Origin of the sequence: Emticicia agri, from assembly GCF_004168285.1 — a bacterium.
In the GTDB taxonomy this organism is placed as follows: Bacteria; Bacteroidota; Bacteroidia; order Cytophagales; family Spirosomataceae; genus Emticicia; species Emticicia agri.
Genome location: NZ_SEWF01000050.1, coordinates 1 through 20,773, shown reverse-complemented (window position 1 = coordinate 20,773; position 20,773 = coordinate 1). Strand labels below are relative to the sequence as shown.

General features: G+C 38.9%; 16 protein-coding genes. 8 read left to right on the top strand and 8 right to left on the bottom strand.

Annotation, left to right across the window (positions count from 1 at the left end; translation table 11 throughout):
* The first annotated feature begins 77 nt into the window (after nucleotides 1-77).
* The 3 genes from EWM59_RS22955 to EWM59_RS22945 all read left to right on the top strand — a co-directional run bounded on the left by EWM59_RS22955 (nucleotide 78) and on the right by EWM59_RS22945 (nucleotide 5,303).
* Complete coding sequence (locus tag EWM59_RS22955) at nucleotides 78-2,804, top strand: PQQ-dependent sugar dehydrogenase (RefSeq protein ID WP_130023593.1); 2,727 nt, start codon at nucleotides 78-80, stop codon at nucleotides 2,802-2,804.
* 41 nt (nucleotides 2,805-2,845) lie between these two features.
* Nucleotides 2,846-3,874, top strand: a complete 1,029-nt coding sequence (locus EWM59_RS22950) for a sugar phosphate isomerase/epimerase family protein (protein WP_130023592.1) — start codon at nucleotides 2,846-2,848, stop codon at nucleotides 3,872-3,874.
* 196 nt (nucleotides 3,875-4,070) lie between these two features.
* On the top strand, nucleotides 4,071-5,303 hold the full coding sequence (locus tag EWM59_RS22945) for a thioredoxin family protein (protein WP_130023591.1): 1,233 nt from the start codon (nucleotides 4,071-4,073) through the stop codon (nucleotides 5,301-5,303).
* Nucleotides 5,304-5,378: 75 nt separating this feature from the next.
* Here EWM59_RS22945 and EWM59_RS22940 read toward each other — a convergent pair whose 3' ends face one another.
* From EWM59_RS22940 to EWM59_RS22905, 8 genes are all read right to left on the bottom strand, one after another.
* Nucleotides 5,379-5,972: an OmpH/Skp family outer membrane protein gene (locus tag EWM59_RS22940; protein ID WP_130023590.1), complete on the bottom strand. Its 594-nt coding sequence runs from the start codon at nucleotides 5,970-5,972 to the stop codon at nucleotides 5,379-5,381.
* Between the two features lie 7 nt (nucleotides 5,973-5,979).
* Nucleotides 5,980-6,537 (bottom strand): OmpH/Skp family outer membrane protein, encoded by a 558-nt coding sequence (locus EWM59_RS22935; protein WP_130023589.1) that lies wholly within the window; start codon nucleotides 6,535-6,537, stop codon nucleotides 5,980-5,982.
* A gap of 142 nt (nucleotides 6,538-6,679) precedes the next feature.
* A complete protein-coding gene (gene bamA, locus EWM59_RS22930; RefSeq protein ID WP_130023609.1) occupies nucleotides 6,680-9,340 on the bottom strand; it encodes an outer membrane protein assembly factor BamA in 2,661 nt (886 codons plus the stop codon).
* Between the two features lie 11 nt (nucleotides 9,341-9,351).
* A complete protein-coding gene (uppS, locus tag EWM59_RS22925) occupies nucleotides 9,352-10,101 on the bottom strand; it encodes an undecaprenyl pyrophosphate synthase (protein ID WP_130023588.1) in 750 nt (249 codons plus the stop codon).
* 181 nt (nucleotides 10,102-10,282) lie between these two features.
* Nucleotides 10,283-11,068 carry a type IX secretion system protein PorG gene (porG, locus tag EWM59_RS22920; RefSeq protein WP_130023587.1) on the bottom strand — a complete coding sequence of 262 codons (786 nt, stop codon included), beginning with the start codon at nucleotides 11,066-11,068 and terminating at the stop codon, nucleotides 10,283-10,285.
* Between the two features lie 47 nt (nucleotides 11,069-11,115).
* Nucleotides 11,116-12,180 carry a hypothetical protein gene (locus EWM59_RS22915; protein ID WP_130023586.1) on the bottom strand — a complete coding sequence of 355 codons (1,065 nt, stop codon included), beginning with the start codon at nucleotides 12,178-12,180 and terminating at the stop codon, nucleotides 11,116-11,118.
* A 54-nt stretch (nucleotides 12,181-12,234) separates the two neighbouring features.
* Nucleotides 12,235-13,119: an NAD kinase gene (locus EWM59_RS22910; RefSeq protein WP_130023585.1), complete on the bottom strand. Its 885-nt coding sequence runs from the start codon at nucleotides 13,117-13,119 to the stop codon at nucleotides 12,235-12,237.
* A gap of 324 nt (nucleotides 13,120-13,443) precedes the next feature.
* Complete coding sequence (locus EWM59_RS22905; protein ID WP_130023584.1) at nucleotides 13,444-14,838, bottom strand: MBL fold metallo-hydrolase RNA specificity domain-containing protein; 1,395 nt, start codon at nucleotides 14,836-14,838, stop codon at nucleotides 13,444-13,446.
* 181 nt (nucleotides 14,839-15,019) lie between these two features.
* Here EWM59_RS22905 and EWM59_RS22900 point away from each other — a divergent pair, with 181 nt between their 5' ends.
* The 5 genes from EWM59_RS22900 to EWM59_RS22880 form a co-directional block, all read left to right on the top strand.
* A complete protein-coding gene (locus EWM59_RS22900; RefSeq protein ID WP_130023583.1) occupies nucleotides 15,020-15,790 on the top strand; it encodes an SDR family NAD(P)-dependent oxidoreductase in 771 nt (256 codons plus the stop codon).
* Nucleotides 15,791-16,099: 309 nt separating this feature from the next.
* On the top strand, nucleotides 16,100-17,689 hold the full coding sequence (nadB, locus tag EWM59_RS22895; protein ID WP_130023582.1) for an L-aspartate oxidase: 1,590 nt from the start codon (nucleotides 16,100-16,102) through the stop codon (nucleotides 17,687-17,689).
* A 71-nt stretch (nucleotides 17,690-17,760) separates the two neighbouring features.
* Nucleotides 17,761-18,669, top strand: a complete 909-nt coding sequence (locus tag EWM59_RS22890; RefSeq protein ID WP_130023581.1) for a TolB family protein — start codon at nucleotides 17,761-17,763, stop codon at nucleotides 18,667-18,669.
* 21 nt (nucleotides 18,670-18,690) lie between these two features.
* On the top strand, nucleotides 18,691-19,815 hold the full coding sequence (locus EWM59_RS22885) for a Gfo/Idh/MocA family protein (protein WP_130023580.1): 1,125 nt from the start codon (nucleotides 18,691-18,693) through the stop codon (nucleotides 19,813-19,815).
* A 112-nt stretch (nucleotides 19,816-19,927) separates the two neighbouring features.
* Nucleotides 19,928-20,773, top strand: an 846-nt coding sequence (locus EWM59_RS22880; protein ID WP_130023579.1) for an IS110 family RNA-guided transposase, incomplete at its 3' end; no start/stop codon positions are given.

Sequence of the window (20,773 nt, the reverse complement as noted above, 5' to 3'; positions counted from 1 at the left end):
CTTCACTTATCAATTAAAGCGTATTTTTTCAAGGCAAAATGCCCTGATATTCTATTAAACAATCACCCATTTAATCTATGAAAACATTAATTAAAAGCTTTCTGATAGGTATTTTGCCGCTGTCTCTACTGGCACAGGTAACGGAAGAAAACCGCTTTCAGAAAGTTGTTCTGACAGAAAATCTGAACGAGCCTTTAGAATTAGCCGTTCTACCCGATGAAAGAGTATTATTCATTGAGCGGCATGGCACAGTAAAGATATATAGTCCTGTTACGAAGAAAACGATTGTTATTGCCACAATACCTGTAAGTACCAAATATAATTTTGCCGATGGCGGACAACCTGAAGCGGAAGACGGTCTATTGGGCTTAAATATCGACCCTGATTTCGCTAAAAATCATTGGGTCTATCTTTACTACTCTCCTGCCGGAAACGACCCTAAAAATATTCTGGCACGCTTTGAGTTGAAAGGCAATGTCTTAGATTTGAAAAGTAAAAAGGTTATGCTGGAAATTCCTACACAAAGAGACCAATGTTGTCATACAGGTGGCTCTATTGACTGGGATGCCGCAGGAAATCTGTATTTATCGACCGGAGATAATACAAGCCCGAGAGCATCAGATGGCTATGCACCTATTGATGAGCGTCCGGGCAGAAGTGCTTATGATGCGCAGAAATCGTCTGGTAATACCAATGATTTAAGAGGAAAGATTATTCGCATTCATCCGGAGGCAGATGGTAGTTATACTATTCCAGAGGGTAATTTATTTCCCAAAGGTACGCCTAAAACCCGACCAGAAATTTACACGATGGGACATAGAAACCCATACCGTATTGCTGTTGATAAAAAGACAGGTTTCTTGTACTGGGGCGATGTAGGCCCCGATGCAGGGAAAGATTCAACAGGGTTAGGACCTGCCGCAGAAGATGAATTCGGACAGGCACGTAAAGCAGGAAATTTCGGTTGGCCATATTTTGTAGGAGACAACAAAGCCTACTGGGATTTTGACTTTACTACCATGAAATCGGGAGAGAAGTTTAATCCTGAAAAACCCATCAATAATTCGCCTAATAATACAGGTTTACAAGAGCTTCCTCCGGCACAGAAAGCCTTTATCTGGTATCCGGCTGCTGACTCTAAAAAATTCCCTTTATTAGGGGCTGGTGGGCGTAGTGCAATGGCAGGGCCTGTATATCATAAAGAGTTCTTCCAGAATGCCAAACGTGCTTTTCCTGACTATTACAACAATAAACTATTCATTTATGAATGGATGCGTGACTGGATTATAGCTGTAACTATGAATGAGCAGGGGGATTATGTAAAGATGGAGAGATTCTTACCTAATCTGAAATTAGAACACCCGATTGATATGGCTTTTGGCCCCAATGGCGATTTGTATATGATTGAGTACGGTAACGGCTGGTTTTTAGCCAATCCTGAATCAAAAATCATAAAAATTGAATACAATGGCGGTAATCGTAAGCCATTAGTTGTAGCGAAAACAGACAAACAGGCAGGCGCTCTACCTCTGACTGTTCAGCTATCATCAGAAGGTACTAAAGATTATGATAATGATGCCTTGAAATATGAATGGAAAATAAGCCCACAAACAGGTGGTACACCAATCATAATCACCGAAGCTAATGCAAGCCATACATTCAATAAATTAGGCACTTACAAGGCTGTTCTGACAGTTACTGATGCCAAGGGCTTAAAAGACTCAAAAGAACTGATTATAAAAGCCGGAAATGAACCTCCGCAGGTTTCTCTTGAACTAACAGAAGGTAATAAAACATTCTTCTTCCCGAATAAAGACGTTTCCTACGAGGTAAAAGTATCAGATAAAGAAGATGGTAGCCTGGCAGATAAGCGTATTCCTGCGTCAAAAGTGAAAATTACGGCTACCTACCAGGATGCAGAAGATGCGCCACAGGCACAGGGGCATCAGGCAGCACCTGTAACTTTTACTGCCGGAAAAAACCTGATTGATAAAAGTGATTGTAAAGCCTGCCATTTTCCAGACAAAAAATCTGTTGGCCCTTCTTTTATAGATGTTGCCAGAAAATATAAAGCAAATAGTAATGCGGTAGCCTTATTGTCAGATAAAATCATTAAAGGAGGGGCAGGTGTATGGGGCGATGTAGCCATGTCAGCCCATCCGAATATCGGGTTACCGGAAGCCGGGCAGATGGTGCAATACATTTTAAGCCTGGGTGATAAAAAAGTTCCTCCAACTTTATTGCCCCCTAAAGGGAATGTAACGGCTAAAATACCTGAGGGTGGAGACCCTAACAAAGGAGTTTATAAATTGCTGGCATCTTATACCGATAAAGGAGCTAATGGTTTACCTACCCAGACAGCCGAGCAATTGATAGTGCTGAAAAATCCTACCTTATTGTTAGGCAATGCAGAAGAGACTTCAAAAAACATCATGAAGTTTAAAATGGGTGAAACTAATCTACTGATTGTGATGGGAGCCAACACTTATGCCGCTGTAAAGAATATTGACCTGACGGGTGTAAAATCACTTAGTTTCGTTGTAGCAGCCCCTAAACAACAACTGAACTCGCAAGGAGGAATTGTAGAAGTGCATACAGGTTCGGCAGATGGGCCTTTGTTAGGACAAACAGACTTTGTTGAACCCAATGATGACCCCAATGCTTTTTCAGGTACCAAGCCACCTAAACCCTACAAGGTAAGTATTGCGGCAACGAATGGTTTTAAAGATTTATATTTTGTTTTCAAAAACGATAAATCTAAAGGAGCCTTATTTGTGCCATTTTCTGTAACTTTTGAACCATAATCTATTCAAGAAACTGTTTCTTCACTTTCAATATCAAACTTATGAATAACCGTCGTGAATTTCTTAGCCAATTAGGTCTTGCTACGGCAGGGCTTGGCTTATCTTCTTTATTACCCGAATCTGTATTTGCCGCAGAAACTGCTAAAAAATTTACTTTTGAAATATCGCTTGCCGAATTCTCTTTTGCCTCTGAATTATATGCAGGTAAAATGAAAAACATGGATTTTCCGGCCAGAGCAAAAAATGAATTCGGTATTTCGGTATTAGAATATGTATCAGGCTTTTTCAATAATAAGCATACAGACCAGACCTATCTGAAAGAGTTGAAACAACGTTGTGATGATTTAGGCGTGAAAAACCACCTGATAATGGTTGACGGTGCCAATATCGCCTCATTAGATGCTGATAAACGTCAGAAGGCTGTAGAAGCGCATTATCCTTGGGTAGATGCTGCCAAATACCTCGGTTGCTCAACTATCCGTGTCAACTTAGGTGATGCTATGTCGGCCTTATCGGGCAAAGGTGAAGAAGGTAGCATGGAAGAAGTAGGTAAAGCCGCAGCCGATGGCTACGAAAAACTATGCGAACATGCCGCTAAATCGGGATTAAATGTGATTGTAGAAAACCACTTCGGCTACTCAACAGACCCTGACTGGTTAGTAGGTGTTATGAAACAGGTAAAAGCTAAAAATAAAGGATTTTTGCCTGATTTTGGTAATTTCTGTGCTGAAAGAAGCAAACCAGCCACTATGGATTTAAAAGGCATTATGGCTACCAAATGCGTAAAAGAGCATGATAAATATGAAGGCACAAAAAAAATGATGCCTTTTGCAAAAGGTATAAGCGCCAAGACACATAAATTTGATGCCAATGGTAATGATATTGATACCGATTTTATCAAGATATTTAAAATTATCAAAGCTTCAGGCTGGACAGGTGGTTATGTAGGAGTAGAATATGAAGGAGGATTGATGAGAGATATGGGAGGTGATACTTCTTATTTATCAAATGCCGACGGTATTATGGCTACTAAAAAACTACTTGAAAAAGTACAAAAAGAGTTAGCCTGATTTAACCTATGATTATGCGTGTAGCCATTATCCTGTTATAAGGTGATGGCTATTTTTTTAAGTTACCTTGCCGCAATCATTCGTCAGATTTTGCTGTTTATAGAGAGAAGTATCCATTAAGCGCAATTTATGAGATTATGGAACGTTTTTTGCAAATAACTCACCAGTATTCATACCAAACACAAGCCTGTTTTCAATGAAAAAAACACTTTTATCTGCTACGTTTATTTTTGTTTCCTATCTCACGTTTTCTCAGGGTATTAAATGGGAGCCTACTATACAAAGTGCATTTGCTAAAGCAAAAGCAGAAAACAAACCCGTTTTCGTTGAGTGTTTTCACCCCAACTGCCCTATTTGCATGAGCCTTGAGCCTACGCTGAAAAATGCCGAGGTCGGAAAATTCTACAACCAGAATTTTATTAATTATAAACTAAACCTGAGCGATGCCAAACAGGTAAAGTTTCTGAACGATAAGAAAATCTATCTACCCGGTTTTCCTTTGTTTTTATACTTTGATAAAAATCAGAATGTTCTGCATCATACTGACCCGGTTAATACACCCAAAGACTTTGTGAATCATGCCAAAGCGGCGCTTGACCCTAATACCCAATCTGGTACAGCATGGAAAAGGTATCAGGCAGGCAGCAGAGATGTAGGTATGTTGTCAAGTTTAGCTTATTTGCTGCGTATTACACAAGATACTACCCGCAATATTAAAGTAGCTAATGATTTATATGGGGTTTATCCTAAAGATAAACTCAGCTCTCAGGAAAGCTGGGAAATTGCTAAAAAATGTCTGATGGATGTTGACAATGGCTTTGCTGAATTCTGGCTAAAAAATCTGGCCACTGCCAAGAAATACGAAGCAGCTAAAGGACACGATGGTAATGAAACCAATGCTATGGGTATGTTGGTACAGATGGCTATCTATAGCCCTAAGGCAAGTAAATATTCGTTGGCAAAGGTAAATAAGCTAAAACAATACATGAACCTGATAGGTGCAGGGCAATACGTAGCCAGTAATACATGGCAGATAGAAGCACAGGCTTTGATTCGTGAGCAGGGACAAGATAAAGCTATGGCTTTTATTCAGAATATGGTGAGCCAGACCTCACAGCCACAAATGCTGGTATATTATGTTACTTTTTATAATGTCAATTTCCCTGATGGCAAACTGGCATCACAGGTACGTAACTGGCTGAATAAGGCTTTGCCACAACTAAAAGAACCTCTTGATATAGCCAATGCAAGGTATGAGTCGGCACGATTGTATAAAAAAGCTGGAGATACCGCCAAAGCAAAACAGGAAATAGCCTTAGCTAAAACCAGCCTGGCCAGTGCAAAGGCTAAAGCTACAGACACTAACGGCAAAAAGATAGTAGAAAATATTGGAAATGGTATTAATAAATTAGCCGCTGAACTGAAATAGACTTGACCAGTCTTACAAATGATAAAAGCCGCAGAACTTATTATTCTGCGGCTTTCTTTATATAAAAAAACTTAATTAGTTTTTCTTTGGAGTGGCTGCTGGTGTAGTAGCAGGCGTGTTTGTTGTTGCAGCTGTTTTAGCCGGAGGAGTTACACCTAATTTCTTGAATACAAGGTCAGAGATGTTATCCGCATCTGGAGCAACTAACAAAATTGGTGTAGTACCAGGACCCGCATCGGTATTGAAAACATAAGTGTAACCATTTTCCTTAGCTACATCTTTGATAGTTTTGTCGATTTTGTCTAATACCGGAGCCAACAATTGTTGTTGTTTTTGTTGCAATGCACCTTCAGAATTTTGTTGGAATTCCTGAATAGCATTGTTCTGGTTTTGTAATTCTTTTTCACGGTCAGCTTTGATTACCGGAGACATAGTAGCCGCATTTTTTTGATAATCTTCATACTTTTTCTGAAAATCGGCCACTTTATCCTGCAACAATTTATCATATTGTGCTTTCTCAGTTTTCAATTTGGTTTCTATATCTTTAGCGTCTGGTAAGCTGTTAAGAATGAAATCAACATTGGTATATCCGATTTTTTGTTGAGCATTCGCAGTAATACCGACAAACATTATAGCCGCAATTAAAGAGGCAAAAAACTTTGTTTTCATTTTGTTACTAATTTTTTGGTTTGGTTACTTGGTTATTTTGAGTTTTATCTTCCTTTAACGAAATTCCTAACGACTCCATCACATAATCGGTATAATCATGGCGAGGATCTGTGTAAATCATGCTTATATCTGCTGCTTTGTCAAAAATAAACATTAATTGTTTCTGGCGGGCAACTTTTGAACAGGCTTTGAAAATATCGTCCATAATCGGCTTCATTATTTCCTTTTTCTTGGCAAACAATAAGCCATTCATGCCAAAAACCTTGTTGTTCAGTTCCTTTACCTCTTTTTCCTTATCTTCTAATGCTTTCAGCCGTTCGCGCTTCATTTCAGCAGTCAATAAAATCTCTTCCTGTTGATATTGCTGACGCATTTTTTCTAATTCTGTGTATCTGGTCTGAATATCCTGCACCCATTTTTCCGAATATTTTTCCATATCCTCCTGGGCTTTTTTGTACTCCGGCATCTTGCTTGTAATGAACTCAGAATCAATGTACCCAAACTTTTGTGCAAAAGACTGTACAGAAAAGAGTGCCAAAAATAGCAAAATTATTGTCTTTTTCATTCAAAAATAATTACGAATGGATAATATAGGTTAATAATTTATTCTATGGTCAATTACTAACGACATTTCAGACACTTAATTGCCTTATTAACGCTGGCAAAGCAAAGCTTGTATCTTATTAACAGAATTTAACAAAATCCTTTTATCTGATTTGCTGACCTATACTGAAAGTAAATGATTTCAGACCACGATTCGGGATACCCGGAATAGGGTCGAAGCCCTGTCCGAAGTCAAGACCTAACAAACCAAAAGCAGGCATGAAAATTCTTGCTCCTACACCCGCTGTACGGCGTAGTTTAAAAGGATTAATGTCTTTATAGCTACCCCAGCTATTACCCGCTTCGGCAAATACCTGAAGGAAGATTGTTGCTTGTGGGTTCAGCGATACCGGATAACGGATTTCGGCAGTATATTTACTATAGGCTAAACCACCCAGACGGCTCAATGTAATTTCCCCTTTTCTTAGTCTTTCAGCTTCATCCATCGATAATTCGTGTACTACCCCTTCTTCATAACCACGCAAACCAATCAGGTCAGCACCCACGTTCATGGCATTCTGCATACCTAATCCGGCACCCCCTAAGATAAAGCGACCAAACGGACTGTATTCTGAACTACCGCTATATTTACCAAGGAATCCTAAGTTTGCTTTCGCATGTAATACAAATTTACCAACCAATGGTGTGTACCAGTCTCCGTCAAACATCCACTTATGTCCTTCAATCCATTTGAATTTATCAGCCGCAGGTGTTCCTCTTAAAACAGAGTAAGGAGGATTAAAGGTGGCTGTTAAAGTAAACTGAGAACCTGAACGGGTAAATTGCGGATTATCTAAATAATATCTCGAAATTGAGGTAATTAACGATAGGTCATTGGCTATCCCTTTCTGAAATCCCGGAATGAAGTAACTGTTATCTACATTATATCTTTGGTAAGACAATGAGGCATTAAAGCTGAAGTTTCTATCAGGCCAGTTTAAGCGTTTACCATACGTTACTGATGCCCCTGTATTCTTGAAATACCCGTTATACATACTACTGGTTGCACCATACATGGCAAGCAAAGCCGGATTGTTACCATATTGTCTTTCCAATGCTCTCTGGTAAGCTCTGTTATCAGAAGAAGTATGGAAAATACTCACAGTAAACGAATTAGGTTTTTTACCACCCAGCCAAGGCTCTGTAAATGAAACAGAATAGGTCTGATAGAATCTACCACTGGCTTGCAAACGTAAAGCTAATTTCTGACCATCTCCGGCAGGTAGTGGACGCCACTTAGAAAGATTGGTAATATTTTTGGCAGAAAAGTTATTGAAAATAACCCCAAAAGTACCTACAAAGCCCTGTAAACCACCCCAGCCACCTGATAACTCAATATTATCGCTTGGTTTTTCTTCTACATTATACTCAATATCTACCGTACCATCAGCTTGCGGAATAGGCTTTGGCTCTATTTTCTGTGGGTCAAAGTAATTCATTCTCGCCAATATCTGTTGCGACTCTATCAACTCGGTCTTACTAAACTTCTGCCCCGGACGAGTCAGAAGCTCTCTCATTACTACATGGTCGCTGGTTTTGGTATTTCCATTTAATATAATGCGGTTAATAGTAGCCTGTTTGCCTTCTATAATACGCATTTCAATATCAATAGAATCCCCTTCAACCGCTACCTCAACAGGTGTACAGCTAAAAAACAGGTAGCCATCATCCATATAAGCCGAGCTCACGTCTCCTTGCGGAATACCATTGATTCTTTTGTTCAGTTCTTCCGGGTTATAAACATCGCCTTTTTCTATGGCTAATATTCTTTGTAAGTCTTCTGTTTTACGCAGATAGTTGCCTGTCCAGGTAATATTACGGTAATAGAATTTTTGACCCTCGTTGATATTTAATATTATTTTCAGATTATTACCGTCTGTCGAGAAAGTAGAGTCAGACGTAACCTGTGCATCACGGTAACCTTTTTTGTTATAGTATTCAACCAGTTTCTCTTTGTCTTCTTCAAATTTCTTCGGGATAAATTTGGAAGGCGTAAAGATTCTTAATGGTGCTTTGATTTTAGTACTTTTCAACTTTGCCAGCACTTTCCAGTCAGGCAATTCCTCTACCCCAATCAATTGAATATCATCAATCTTTACTTTCTTTTTCTTATCAACATTAATGATAAGTGCCGCATTATTGGCACGAATAGTATCTATTACCTGCTTGATTTGTACATTGGTATTCAAAAAACCTTTATCAACATATATCTTCTTGATAGTCAGTTGAATATTTTTAATCAAGGCATCAGTAATTACCTTACCCTTGTTTCCTTTTACTTTTTCGGTTACGGTTTCAATTTCACCTTTACGCAAACCTTTAAAAGTAAATTTATTGAGGCGAGGGCGTTCGCGAAGATTCAGGTCTAATTCTACCTTATCTCCATCTATTTTGGTAATGTTAATAGCTACGTCTTCAATAATTCCCTGCTCCATCAAACGGCGTATGGCGGTACTGATTCTTTCGCCGGGAATCAGGATTTTATCATTGACACTCAATCCTGAAACAGAAATAAGCGTATTCGGGTCAAGAAACCTGATACCACTAACGGTAATTTTAGAGATGGTATATTCCTGTGGTCTTTCGTAAGAAACTCCATTGTCTCTGGCCTGGTCAGCCCGGGCTCCCACACCAATCCTTAACTGAGCAAATATTCCTGTTGAAGAAAATAGAAGTGCAATAAAAAGGAGACCTTTCTTGATTGTAGTAATGTTTATCCCGGGTAGAGATTGGTTAAACTGGTACTTTTTACTTGTAAAAATCATTATCATATATATTATACCTTTACAGAAGGTAATTGCTCACTTGTTTTTCCGAAGCGTCTTTCACGCTGCTGGTACTCATAGATAGCCTCAAATAAATGTTGCCGGCGGAATTCAGGCCAATACAAATCGTCCATAAAATACAATTCTGCATAAGCCAACTGCCAGAGAAGATAATTACTTATGCGATGGTCGCCACCTGTACGAATCATTAAATCCACATCCGGTGCTTCTCCTGTAGCTAAAAACGAAGAGAATACCTCTTCTGTAATATTTTCAATGGCTAATGCCCCTGATTTTACTTGTTGAGCAATTTTTTTGGTTACTTCTACAATTTCCCATTTACCACTATAACTCAGTGCCAGGGTTAAAGTGAGGCCTGTATTAGTTTTTGTTAATTCGATAGAATCAAGTAATTTTTTTCGTGCAGATTTGGGTAGCGATTCTATGTCACCAATAGCTTTTAACCGAACATTATTCTTATTCAGATCCGGCACTTCTTCACCAATTGTTTTAATAAGCAACTGCATGATACCTTCTACTTCGAGCTTTGGGCGGTTCCAGTTTTCAGTTGAAAACGTGTAAAGTGTCAGGTATTTTACACCCAGTTCCACACAACCCTCAACGGTATCTTTTACGGACTTAATACCATGATGATGTCCGAATATACGCATGGCACCCTGTTTTTTAGCCCAGCGTCCATTACCATCCATTATAACGGCTATATGTTTGGGTAAATTGCTTAAATTAATGTTTTCTTTCACGTAAAAAACAATTATCAATTGATGAATTATCAGCCAGCAATACTACTGAATAATAAAAAGGATTGCAAAGTTAGGAAAAAAGAACTTTGTTTGATAAGTTTTTACAGATTTGTAGACTTTTGTTAATATTTTTTAACAAAAAACAGCAGATTCTTTCGTATCAAAGCCTAAAACGGATTAATTATCTTCGGTTAGGTGGGCAATGCACTTTGTAGAATAAATAACTGATTGAGAAATTGGTGTAGTAATACATGTCTTTTGCCCGGGTACCAGGCACACCCCTTTTACGGTTAAGCAATACAAAGTCTGTGATAATAGCAGGCGCAACGTCGTCTCTGTCATAAGTACCATCTTTGTAATACCCAAAACCATCTAAGAAATCATCATTAATCCATCGGGTACCAAACTCTACTCCCCAGTTCCATCGGGCATTTAATTCTTTTTTAAAACCCAGTCCTAAAATCCACGAGTTGATACGGGTATTACTACTACCGGTTGTAGTTCCATTATAAATATATACCCCACCCCCTTGGTCTATCAGATTCTTTATGGTATAGTTAGTAGTCCGCATGGTTATAGCACCTCCGCCAAATACATAGGGCGTCCAGTTATTAACTATACGAGAAGCACTGGTTCTGAAATTCATGAAATTATATTCTATTTGCCCCCCTGCTTCCATAATATTGGCATTAAAACTAAACCCCCTTATTCTATGAAATGGGTCTTTTATGGCGTCATCGCTTCCATGTATTTTGCCAATCAATGCGTTTGCTTTGATAGAAAGCGAACGGCTGTAGTTCATTCTGGCAAAGATATTGGCCCCCGGCCCCACTACAAAAGGTTTAAATTTATAGAGTACGTCGCCTTTATAATTCATTCCACCTACGCCAGCGCCTACCTCCCACATCTGGGCTTGCAGTTTAGGTAATGTTCCAAGAAGTAAAAGCAGAAAAAGGTTTTTTTTCACAGATACAGTCAGCTTAAGCTATGAAATAATCAGGTTTATGTTTTTTATTATTTGATTGGCGGACATTTAACTGTACTACCAATAATATAACTGATAGTAATTTGTGTCAGAAAATAGCTATCCCATCTCGAACTACCTCTGATAGTAGGGTTTGTTGCTGTTGGGCTATAGCCAACATAACTTTCACCCAATGAACTTGGGGTTGGGTTTCCGGCAGCAACATTGTAAGGCGGGCTTGTAATAACCTGTGCAAATACCGGTATTCTGTCTTTACCTGTTCTGCCAGAATAATCTTCGCCGGCACGGTTAGCAAAAGCTTTGGCTTCTGCCGAATTTAATAAAGCCGGATTAACATAGGTAGTTCCGCCTACATCATCTATATAATCAAATGGGGTTACTCTTAATCCTCCCTCAAAATGTAAATCTATTTTTTCATTAATCTTCATTCTTACTCCTAAAGCAACCGGAAATACCATCTGTACCAGAGAATATGATTTAGGACGGGTGGGGTCTAAATCCTGCCCTGATGTTTTATATTCTTTTAAAGGCAACCAGTCTGATAATTCTACGCCACCGTTTGCGGTATTTACAGGCCCTCTTGCCATAGGATTATGGCCATAAAAACCAATACCTAAAACACCGTAAGGCATAAATTTACTTCTGCCTTGCTGACCCTTACCATATTGCGGTAAAAGATTGAATACCCCTGAAATAGTAAATTCTTTTATATCATTCCGGAAATGCAGGTTTCTTAAATAATAGCTATGAAATTTCTCTAAATTTCTTTGTGAATACGTAAAATCGTCTCCTAAAATGCGGGCATAGGTAAAGGCAAAACGGGCTCCGAACTGTGGTGAAAGCTGACGTGTATAGTTAATAGTACCATTCCAACGAACATTGGTATATAAAGCATAATAAAAAGTACTGTAAGGTGATAAATCACCAAAATAATGAGACGACCCTCCTCCAATGCTTATGTAAGAATAACGGTAGACTTTGTTTTTCTTACTGAACATACCATTTTGCGCAAAATTTTCTCCGGCAATCATCAGTACGAGAGAAAAACAAAGTACAGTCTTTAATAATGCTCCTTTTCTGTTTAGAAATTTCATATGGAATAGCAATGTTAGTCTGAATTATTTAACGTATGATTAAAACTTTTATTATTAATTGCGGGCGTCAACGCCCCATTTTAGTTTACTTCTTAGCGTATTTAGAAAATTATTGCCATCCATTCTTATCATTCTTGCTTTAAAAGACTCTTTTTTGACTGTAATAGTAGCTTCTTCTTCAGAGGCTATAATCTTAGCTCTTGAGTCCATAGAAACGAGATAATTATTACTCCGGCTTTCTACTTTGAGAGAAATAATACTATCGTCTGACACAATCATAGGTCTTACAAAGAGATTGTGCGGACAAATAGGCGTAATGATAAAGTTTGCCGAATGTGGCATTACCAAAGGCCCTCCGCAACTCAATGAATATCCTGTTGAGCCGGTAGCTGTGGCTACCATTAATCCATCAGCCCAATAAGTATTCAGAAATTCTCCGTTAATGTAGGCATGTACCACAATCATTGAAGAAGTATCGGTTTTAGAGATGGCCACTTCATTCAGTGCAAAATTCATGCCCTCTTCAAATAATTCAGTCTCCGAAAACGCAGAAAGCATTGTTCTTTCGTCAATATCATATTGACCATTCACTAATTGCGCTATGGTCGCCTCTATTTGCTCGTAAGAAATAGCAGCTAAAAAGCCTAATCTTCCGAAGTTAAAACCAAGGATTGGAATCTCTCGTTTACCTACATGAGAAAGTGTTTCAAGAAATGTACCGTCGCCCCCAAGGCTGAATGCGAGGTCAGCATTGAATATTTCCTGAGACGTAGTATAGACATTTCTACAGTTCAGTTGAATACCTGATTGCAACAAGACACGTTTAAAGGATTCTGATAACTGAATTTCAACTTTGTATTTGTCTAATTCATCAAAAACCTGCTGTACATAAGGTACAGACTCCACATTGAATTTCCGGCCGTGAATGGCGATTTTCATTCGGAATGTTTGTTAATGCTATAAATCATAGCAATTGAAGTGCAAAGATGTCAATAACTGCCATAACATCTGAAATTTTTATACAAAGCTATGATTAATTTTTCTAATCGGAGAAAAGATTCACGGCAAAATTGTGGTGCGAACCGAGCGACGGTCGCGTCTCGTTCGCCGTGCCTATAAGTTCCTTGGTAGTTTGTAAGTATGACTATTCAACAACAATAATTATTCATTCTTTGTCAAGTTAAAATAGTTATATAATTTTCTATGCCAACTGCGAACGGGACGCGACCGTCGCTCGGTTCGCACCACAATATTACCACACAGTTACAAATCAAATCCTTCGCCCTGAGCAGGTATCAGAATATTTTTAAACCCTGCCAATAACAGACGGTTTTTAAATGCCAGTTGGGTTGGTAATTCTCCGTGTACCAAAAATAAGCTCTTTACTTTTGAAGCATCCTGGCAGCCCAGATAGGTAATCAGTTCAGCATAATCTGCGTGAGCAGAGAAAGAATCCATTACTTCTACTTTAGCATTTAATTTGTGTAGCTCACCAAATATTTTTACATGCTCTGGCCTTCCCTTCAAAACAGCCCCTAAACTTTCAGGTGAGCAATACCCAACCAGTAGTATAGTATTATTGGGATTCTCCACATTATTGGCAATATGATGTTTGATTCGCCCTGCTTCTGCCATACCCGAAGCAGAAATAATAATACAAGGCTCCTTGTAAGAATTTAAAGCTTTTGATTGATTCACTTCGCTGATGTAATGTAGATTGTCAAAGTCAAAAGCATCACCATCATGCTTGATATACTCCAGAATATCAGGATTAAAAGATTCTTCGTTTTCTTTCATAGCCATTGTAGCTTTTACGGCTAATGGGCTATCTACATACACTTGTATCCTGGGCAATCGTCCTTCACTTTCCAGTTGGTCTAAGGCATACACTAATTCTTGCGTACGGTCAACAGCAAAGGCCGGAATAATCAGTTTACCACGTCTGACCACACAGGTATCGTGTACAATCTTCAACAAGTGAGCCTTCATATCAATTTCAGGCTCATGCAATCTATCACCATACGTTGACTCACTGATAATATAATCAGCCTGCGGAAATGCTTCAGGGCTACGGAGTATTTTATCATTAGGTCGGCCTACATCACCCGTAAAGAATAATGTTTTTGTACGCTCGGTTTCTTCAAAAGTCAGATAGATGCCTGCACTGCCTAAAAGATGTCCTGCATCATAAAACTCTGCCTTTACACCCTCTTCCAGGTAAAAAGGCGTACGATAATCTACTGTTTTAAATAATGCCAGTGCGTTTCTTACATCTTCTTCACCATATAATAGTTCCAGAAGAGGCTCACGCCGTTTTTGTCTTCTTTCATTGACTCTTTTTAAATCTTTTTCCTGAATATAGGCTGAGTCATACAACATAATGTCGCACAAATCTTTAGTAGCATGGGTAGAGTATATCTGTCCTCTGAATCCTTTTTTAACTAATCTGGGCACTAAGCCTGTATGGTCTATATGCCCATGACTCAATACCAGAATATCTATCTCTTTCGCATCGAAGCCAAAGTGTAGATTTAATTCGGAGGTATTAATGCCCTGGAATAAGCCGCAATCAAGCAGAATTTTTGTTCCTTTCTGAGTAGTAATCAGGTGTTTGCTTCCGGTTACACGTTGCGCTGCTCCGTAGAATTGAATTTTCATAAGTCCTTTTCAAATAATATTTTATGTGAAATAAAATCTTTTTAGCAAAATACAAAAGGCAAATACATCTATCATTTCGACAAATGTATTTAGAAATATTTTTACTTACCGAATTGACTGCTAATTTTGACGAAAATTTTAAGTAATACGCAACAAATTTAATCCATTAATTTTTTATAAAATGTTTCGTCTTGATAATAAAGTAGCCATCATAACCGGAGGTGCAAGCGGCATAGGCCTTTCGATTTCCAGACTTTTTGCTAAACAAGGAGCCACTGTACATATATTTGAACTAAATATAGACCAGGCAGAACGTGAAGCCGACCTGATTAATGCCAATGGAGGTGAAGCCTATTTTCATAAGGTTGATGTTTCGAAACAAAAAGAAGTAAAAAAAGCGGTTGACAAAATAGCTAAAGAAAATGCCATTGATATATTGGTAAATAATGCAGGAATTGCGCACATAGGTACTGTTGAAAGTACCAGTGAAGAAGACTTTGACAAGGTTTTTAATGTAAATGTAAAAGGGACTTATAATTGCCTGCAAGCAGTTATGCCTCACCTGAAAACAAAAGGCGGCGTAATTCTGAATGTGGCTTCTATTGCTGCCACAGTAGGAATTCCTGACAGGTTTGCTTACTCTGTAAGCAAAGGGGCCATTTATACCATGACCTTACAAGTAGCCAAAGATTACCTGAAATATAATATTCGTTGCAATAGCATTTCTCCTGCCCGTGTACATACACCTTTTGTAGATGGTTTCCTGAAAAAAACTTATCCCGGCAAAGAAAAAGAAATGTTTGATAAATTATCGAAGACACAACCCATTGGCCGTATGGCAAAACCCGAAGAAATCGGTTCATTAGCAGTATATCTATGCTCTGATGAGGCAGGATTTATTACAGGTTGTGATTACCTGATTGATGGGGGTTTTGTAAAACTGAATAATTAGGATGTACTTATTAAATGAAATTAGTATTTGAAAAGAATATATTATCCCTACGGGATATTTAACTCAGAGGGTATTGAATTTTCTACCGATATACCGTTCTTATGGGACTTAAAATATCCCGACTGGGCGTCCCCGTAGGGATAATATATTGGTAGCTAATAAAAATATATATATGAGCATTAAGTCCCGTAGGGACGGTATATTAAAAATCAAATCTATTTTACTTAACGAGTAAATACTCATATTTGAATAACCTAACAGACCGCTACTCAATAAAATTTTATTGATAAGTATTCAAATTTTATCTCGATGCAAAAAGTAGATTTTTTAGTAATAGGTTCCGGTATTGCGGGTTTGAGTTTCGCACTCAAGGCAGCAGCCAAAGGAAAAGTATTGATTCTGACGAAAGTAAATGCCGACGAAACCAATACCAAATATGCCCAAGGGGGTATAGCTGCCGTTTTTGACCCTGAAACCGACTCTTTTGAAAAACATATCAGCGATACCCTTATTGCCGGAGATGGGCTTTGCGACCGCAAAATTGTAGAGATTGTGGTAACTGAAGGTCCCGACCGTATTCAGGAACTGATAGATTATGGAACGAATTTCGACAAACATGGTTCAGAATATGACCTGACACGTGAGGGCGGACACTCTGAAAAGAGAATACTACACTATAAAGATATTACGGGCAAAGAGATTGAAAGAGCATTACTTGAACAGGTAAGCAAAAACCCGAATATTGAAATTCTGACGCATTATTATGCCGTTGAAATTATTACACAACACCATCTGGGTATTGAAGTTACACGTGAAACAAATGATATTTCCTGTTTTGGGGTATATGCCCTGAATGTGCATACAGGTCAGGTAGAAACCATTTTATCAAAGATTACCCTGATGGCTACCGGTGGAGCAGGCAATATTTATTCTGCTACAACTAATCCTGTGATTGCTACCGGAGACGGTATTGCCATGATATACCGTGCCAAGGGACGAGTAAGAGATATGGAAATGATACAGTTTCACCCAACCTCTTTGTACAATCCGGGCGAGTATCCAAGTTTTTTGATCACAGAGGCTGTAAGAGGCGAAGGTGGCGTATTGAAAAACAAACGAGGGGAAGAATTTATGCAGAACTACGACCCTCGTGGCTCGCTTGCCCCTCGTGATATAGTGGCCCGTTCAATTGATGCTGAAATGAAAAAATCGGGTGAAGACCATGTATATTTAGATATTTCGTTCAAGTCTAAAGAGTTAATTCTGCAACATTTTCCTAATATTTACGAAAAATGCCTGAGCATAGGGCTTGATATAAGCAAAGATATGATTCCGGTTGTACCTGCCGCGCATTATTTATGTGGAGGTATACTGGTTGATGAGTTCGGACATTCTACTATCCACCGCCTGTTTGCCTGTGGTGAGTGCTCATCTACCGGATTACACGGAGCCAACCGTTTAGCTTCCAATTCATTGTTAGAGGCAGCCGTTTTCGGCCACCGTATTGCCTTTCAGGCAATGGAAGATGTTGATAAAATAAGATTTCAGGAAAACGTACCTGACTGGAACGAATTTGGCACAGAACAATCGAACGAAGAAATTCTGGTTACACACAATCTGCGTGAAGTACAACGCATGATGTCTGACTACGTAGGGATTGTCCGTTCTGATTTCCGTTTAGAACGTGCCTTACGCCGCCTGAAACTTGTAAAAGATGAAACAGAAGAATTTTATAAGAAAACCAAGCTCTCTGTAAAACTTTGTGAACTACGAAACCTGGTGCAATGCGCCGAATTAGTAATTCGTTGTGCCATGAAGCGTAAAGAAAGTCGCGGATTACACTATACGACTGATTATCCTTATAAATTAGGCGGGAAGCCGGAGAATTCGGTTCTATAACTATAGAAATTTCATTAAAAATTGAATACATTTGGTTTCTATTCAACTATAAGCCTAATTTATTCAATTCTATGAAATTTTTATTCTATATCTTTCCTATAGCTGTGTTTGCGCAGACTCCTCAGAATGTGGAAAGCACCCTCGAAACAATCGAGATAAAATCAGGCAAACGAACCGTAATACTCAAAGAAAAACGCCATTTTGAAGCACCTAACTGGTCGAGAGATGGCAAGTATTTTATTATTAACGCCAAAGGCTTATTAGAGAAAATCTCTACTACCGGCGAAAAATTAGGCACTATCAATACTGACTTTGCCAACAGGTGTAACAACGACCACGGCATTAGTTTTGATGGTAAAATGATTGTTATCAGCCACAATGATAGCACCATGAGAGGCAATAAGGGTGGTACCTCACGTATTTTCACCTTACCTATCGAAGGTGGTACACCTAAACTAATTACAGAAAAAGCGCCCTCTTACTGGCATGGTATTTCTCCTGACGGACAAACCTTAGTTTATTGCGCTTCAAGAAACGGAGAATTTGATGTATATAGTATTCCTGTAAATGGTGGGGAAGAAAAAAGACTGACCGATGCGCAAAGCCTTGACGATGGCCCCGAGTATTCTCCCGATGGCAGATACATCTATTTCAACTCTCACCGAACCGGAAAAATGCACATTTACCGCATGAAACCCGATGGTAGCAATCAGGAGCAACTCACCAACGATGAATACAGCAGTTGGTTTGCACATCCTTCGCCTGATGGTAAGTGGATTGTATTCATTACTTATATACAAGACCAGAAAGCCTCTCACCCATTTGGCAAAGATGTTAAACTTCGCCTGATGAACCTGAAAACCAGAAAAATTCAGGATTTAACAACGGTGTTTTTTGGAGGGCAGGGCACTATTAATGTACCAAGCTGGTCGCCTGACAGCAAGCAATTAGCTTTTGTAACCTATCGTATTGACAATTAATAGTATAAAAACCATACTCTAATGGCCGAAAATCAAACTCGTCGTTCGTTTTTACAAAACTTAGGTGTCGGGCTTGGCACCACAGCAGCCGCTTTTACCATACCATCTCTGGTAAGTATCCCTGAATCTAAACCTAAATATGAAGGTAAGAAACTGGGTATTGCGCTGGTGGGTTTAGGAAGTTATGCCAAAAATCAGTTAGCTGTTGGTTTAGAGCAAACACCTAACTGTTATCTGGCAGGTATTGTAACAGGAACACCTGCTAAAGCAGAAGAATGGATGAAAAAATATAACATTCCGAAAAAGAATGTCTATAACTACCAGACGTTTGACCAGATAGCTGATAATAAAGATATTGATATAGTGTATGTGGTTTTACCTAACTCTATGCACCACGAATATGTAATACGTGCAGCGAAAGCGGGCAAACACGTCATGTGCGAGAAGCCTATGGCAAATTCGGTAAAAGATTGTCAGGAAATGATAAAAGCCTGCAAAGATGCCGGAGTCCAGTTAGGTATAGGCTATCGTATGCACTTTGAGCCATTCACGAAAGAAATTATCAGAATGAGCCGTGAAAAGGTTTTCGGAAATGTCAAGTTCATTAATTCAAACTTCGGTTTTACTATCGGCGACCCTACTCAATGGCGATTGAAAAAAGCTATGGCAGGTGGTGGCCCATTGATGGATGTAGGCGTTTATTGTGTACAAGGTGCCCGCTACATAACAGGTAAAGAGCCTTTAGCTGTTACTGCCCAATTCGGCCCTATTACTGACCCTACCCGTTTCAAAGATGTAGAAGAGTCGCTCTCCTGGCAGTTTGATTTTCCTGATGCGGTTACTGTCAACGGTTTTACCTCCTATAAAACTAACATCGAGCAGTTATTTGCTACTTACGAGCAAGGTTTTATTCACCTAAGCCCTGCTTATAGCTATGGCCCTATCAAAGGCCGCACCAGTCAGGGAGAATTGAATCTGCCAATTGTACATCATCAGGCTAATATGTTAGAAGCCATTGCAAGGGAGTTTCAGGAGACAAAAATGTTTCCGGCACATATTTCTGGCGAAGAGGGTTTGAAAGATATGAAATACCTGACTGCCATTTATGAGGCTGCTCAAACTGGTAAGAAGATTAGTCTGGTGTAACATAATCCAATGAGGCTGCTACTTTTTAGTTTGTATGTTTGAAAAAATAGCTTCGGAATCAGTTTCACAGTAACTTTAAGTTAACAGAAGTGAAAAGCAAAAACCGAAGCATATGAAAACAAAAGTAAGAGATTTTAGCGGAGAATCAATCTATGTAGGGATTGATTCACATTTAAAGAGTTGGAAAGTGACAGTGATGTCTAAAGAGTTGATGCTTAACTCCTTTACCCAACCACCAGATAGTGTACAACTTTCTGCCTACTTGAAGGGACATTATCCCGGAGCCGATATTCATTGTGTGTATGAAGCGGGATTTGCAGGATTCAATATTCAACGTCAGTTAAGTTCAGCAGGTATTAATTGTATAGTAATTCACCCTGCAGATGTACCTACAAGTGATAAGGAGAAACGTCGTAAGAGTGATAGCATAGATAGTGGAAAGTTGGCCAGAGGGCTAAAAAACGGAGATTTTAAAGCCCTTTATGTTCCTCCATTGGAACAACAGCAGGACAGGTCACTACTGAGAGTTTATGATAGACTTACCCGAGATATAACCCGGGTAAAGAATCGGATAAAATTCTTTCTGATGTATTTTGGAGAAGCTATCCCTGTTGAATTGCAAACAAGCAACTGGTCAAAAGACTTCATCAGGTATCTGGATAATTTTTCACCTGGGGGCAATGGGAATCTGAGTTTTCAGGCATTATTGAGTGAATACAAAATGCTTAATCAACAATCAGCCATCTTAAAGAAACAAATCAAAGAGCTGTCAGAGCAACCCAGATATAAAACTGATGCTGAACTTCTGAAGACTATTCCAGGAATAGGTACCTTGACAAGTATGATTCTCTTAACTGAAATAGCAGATATAAACCGTTTTGTGAGTATAAAAGAACTGTCAGCTTATGTAGGACTGATTCCTAATAGTCATGACAGTGGAGAAACCAAAAGAGTGGGA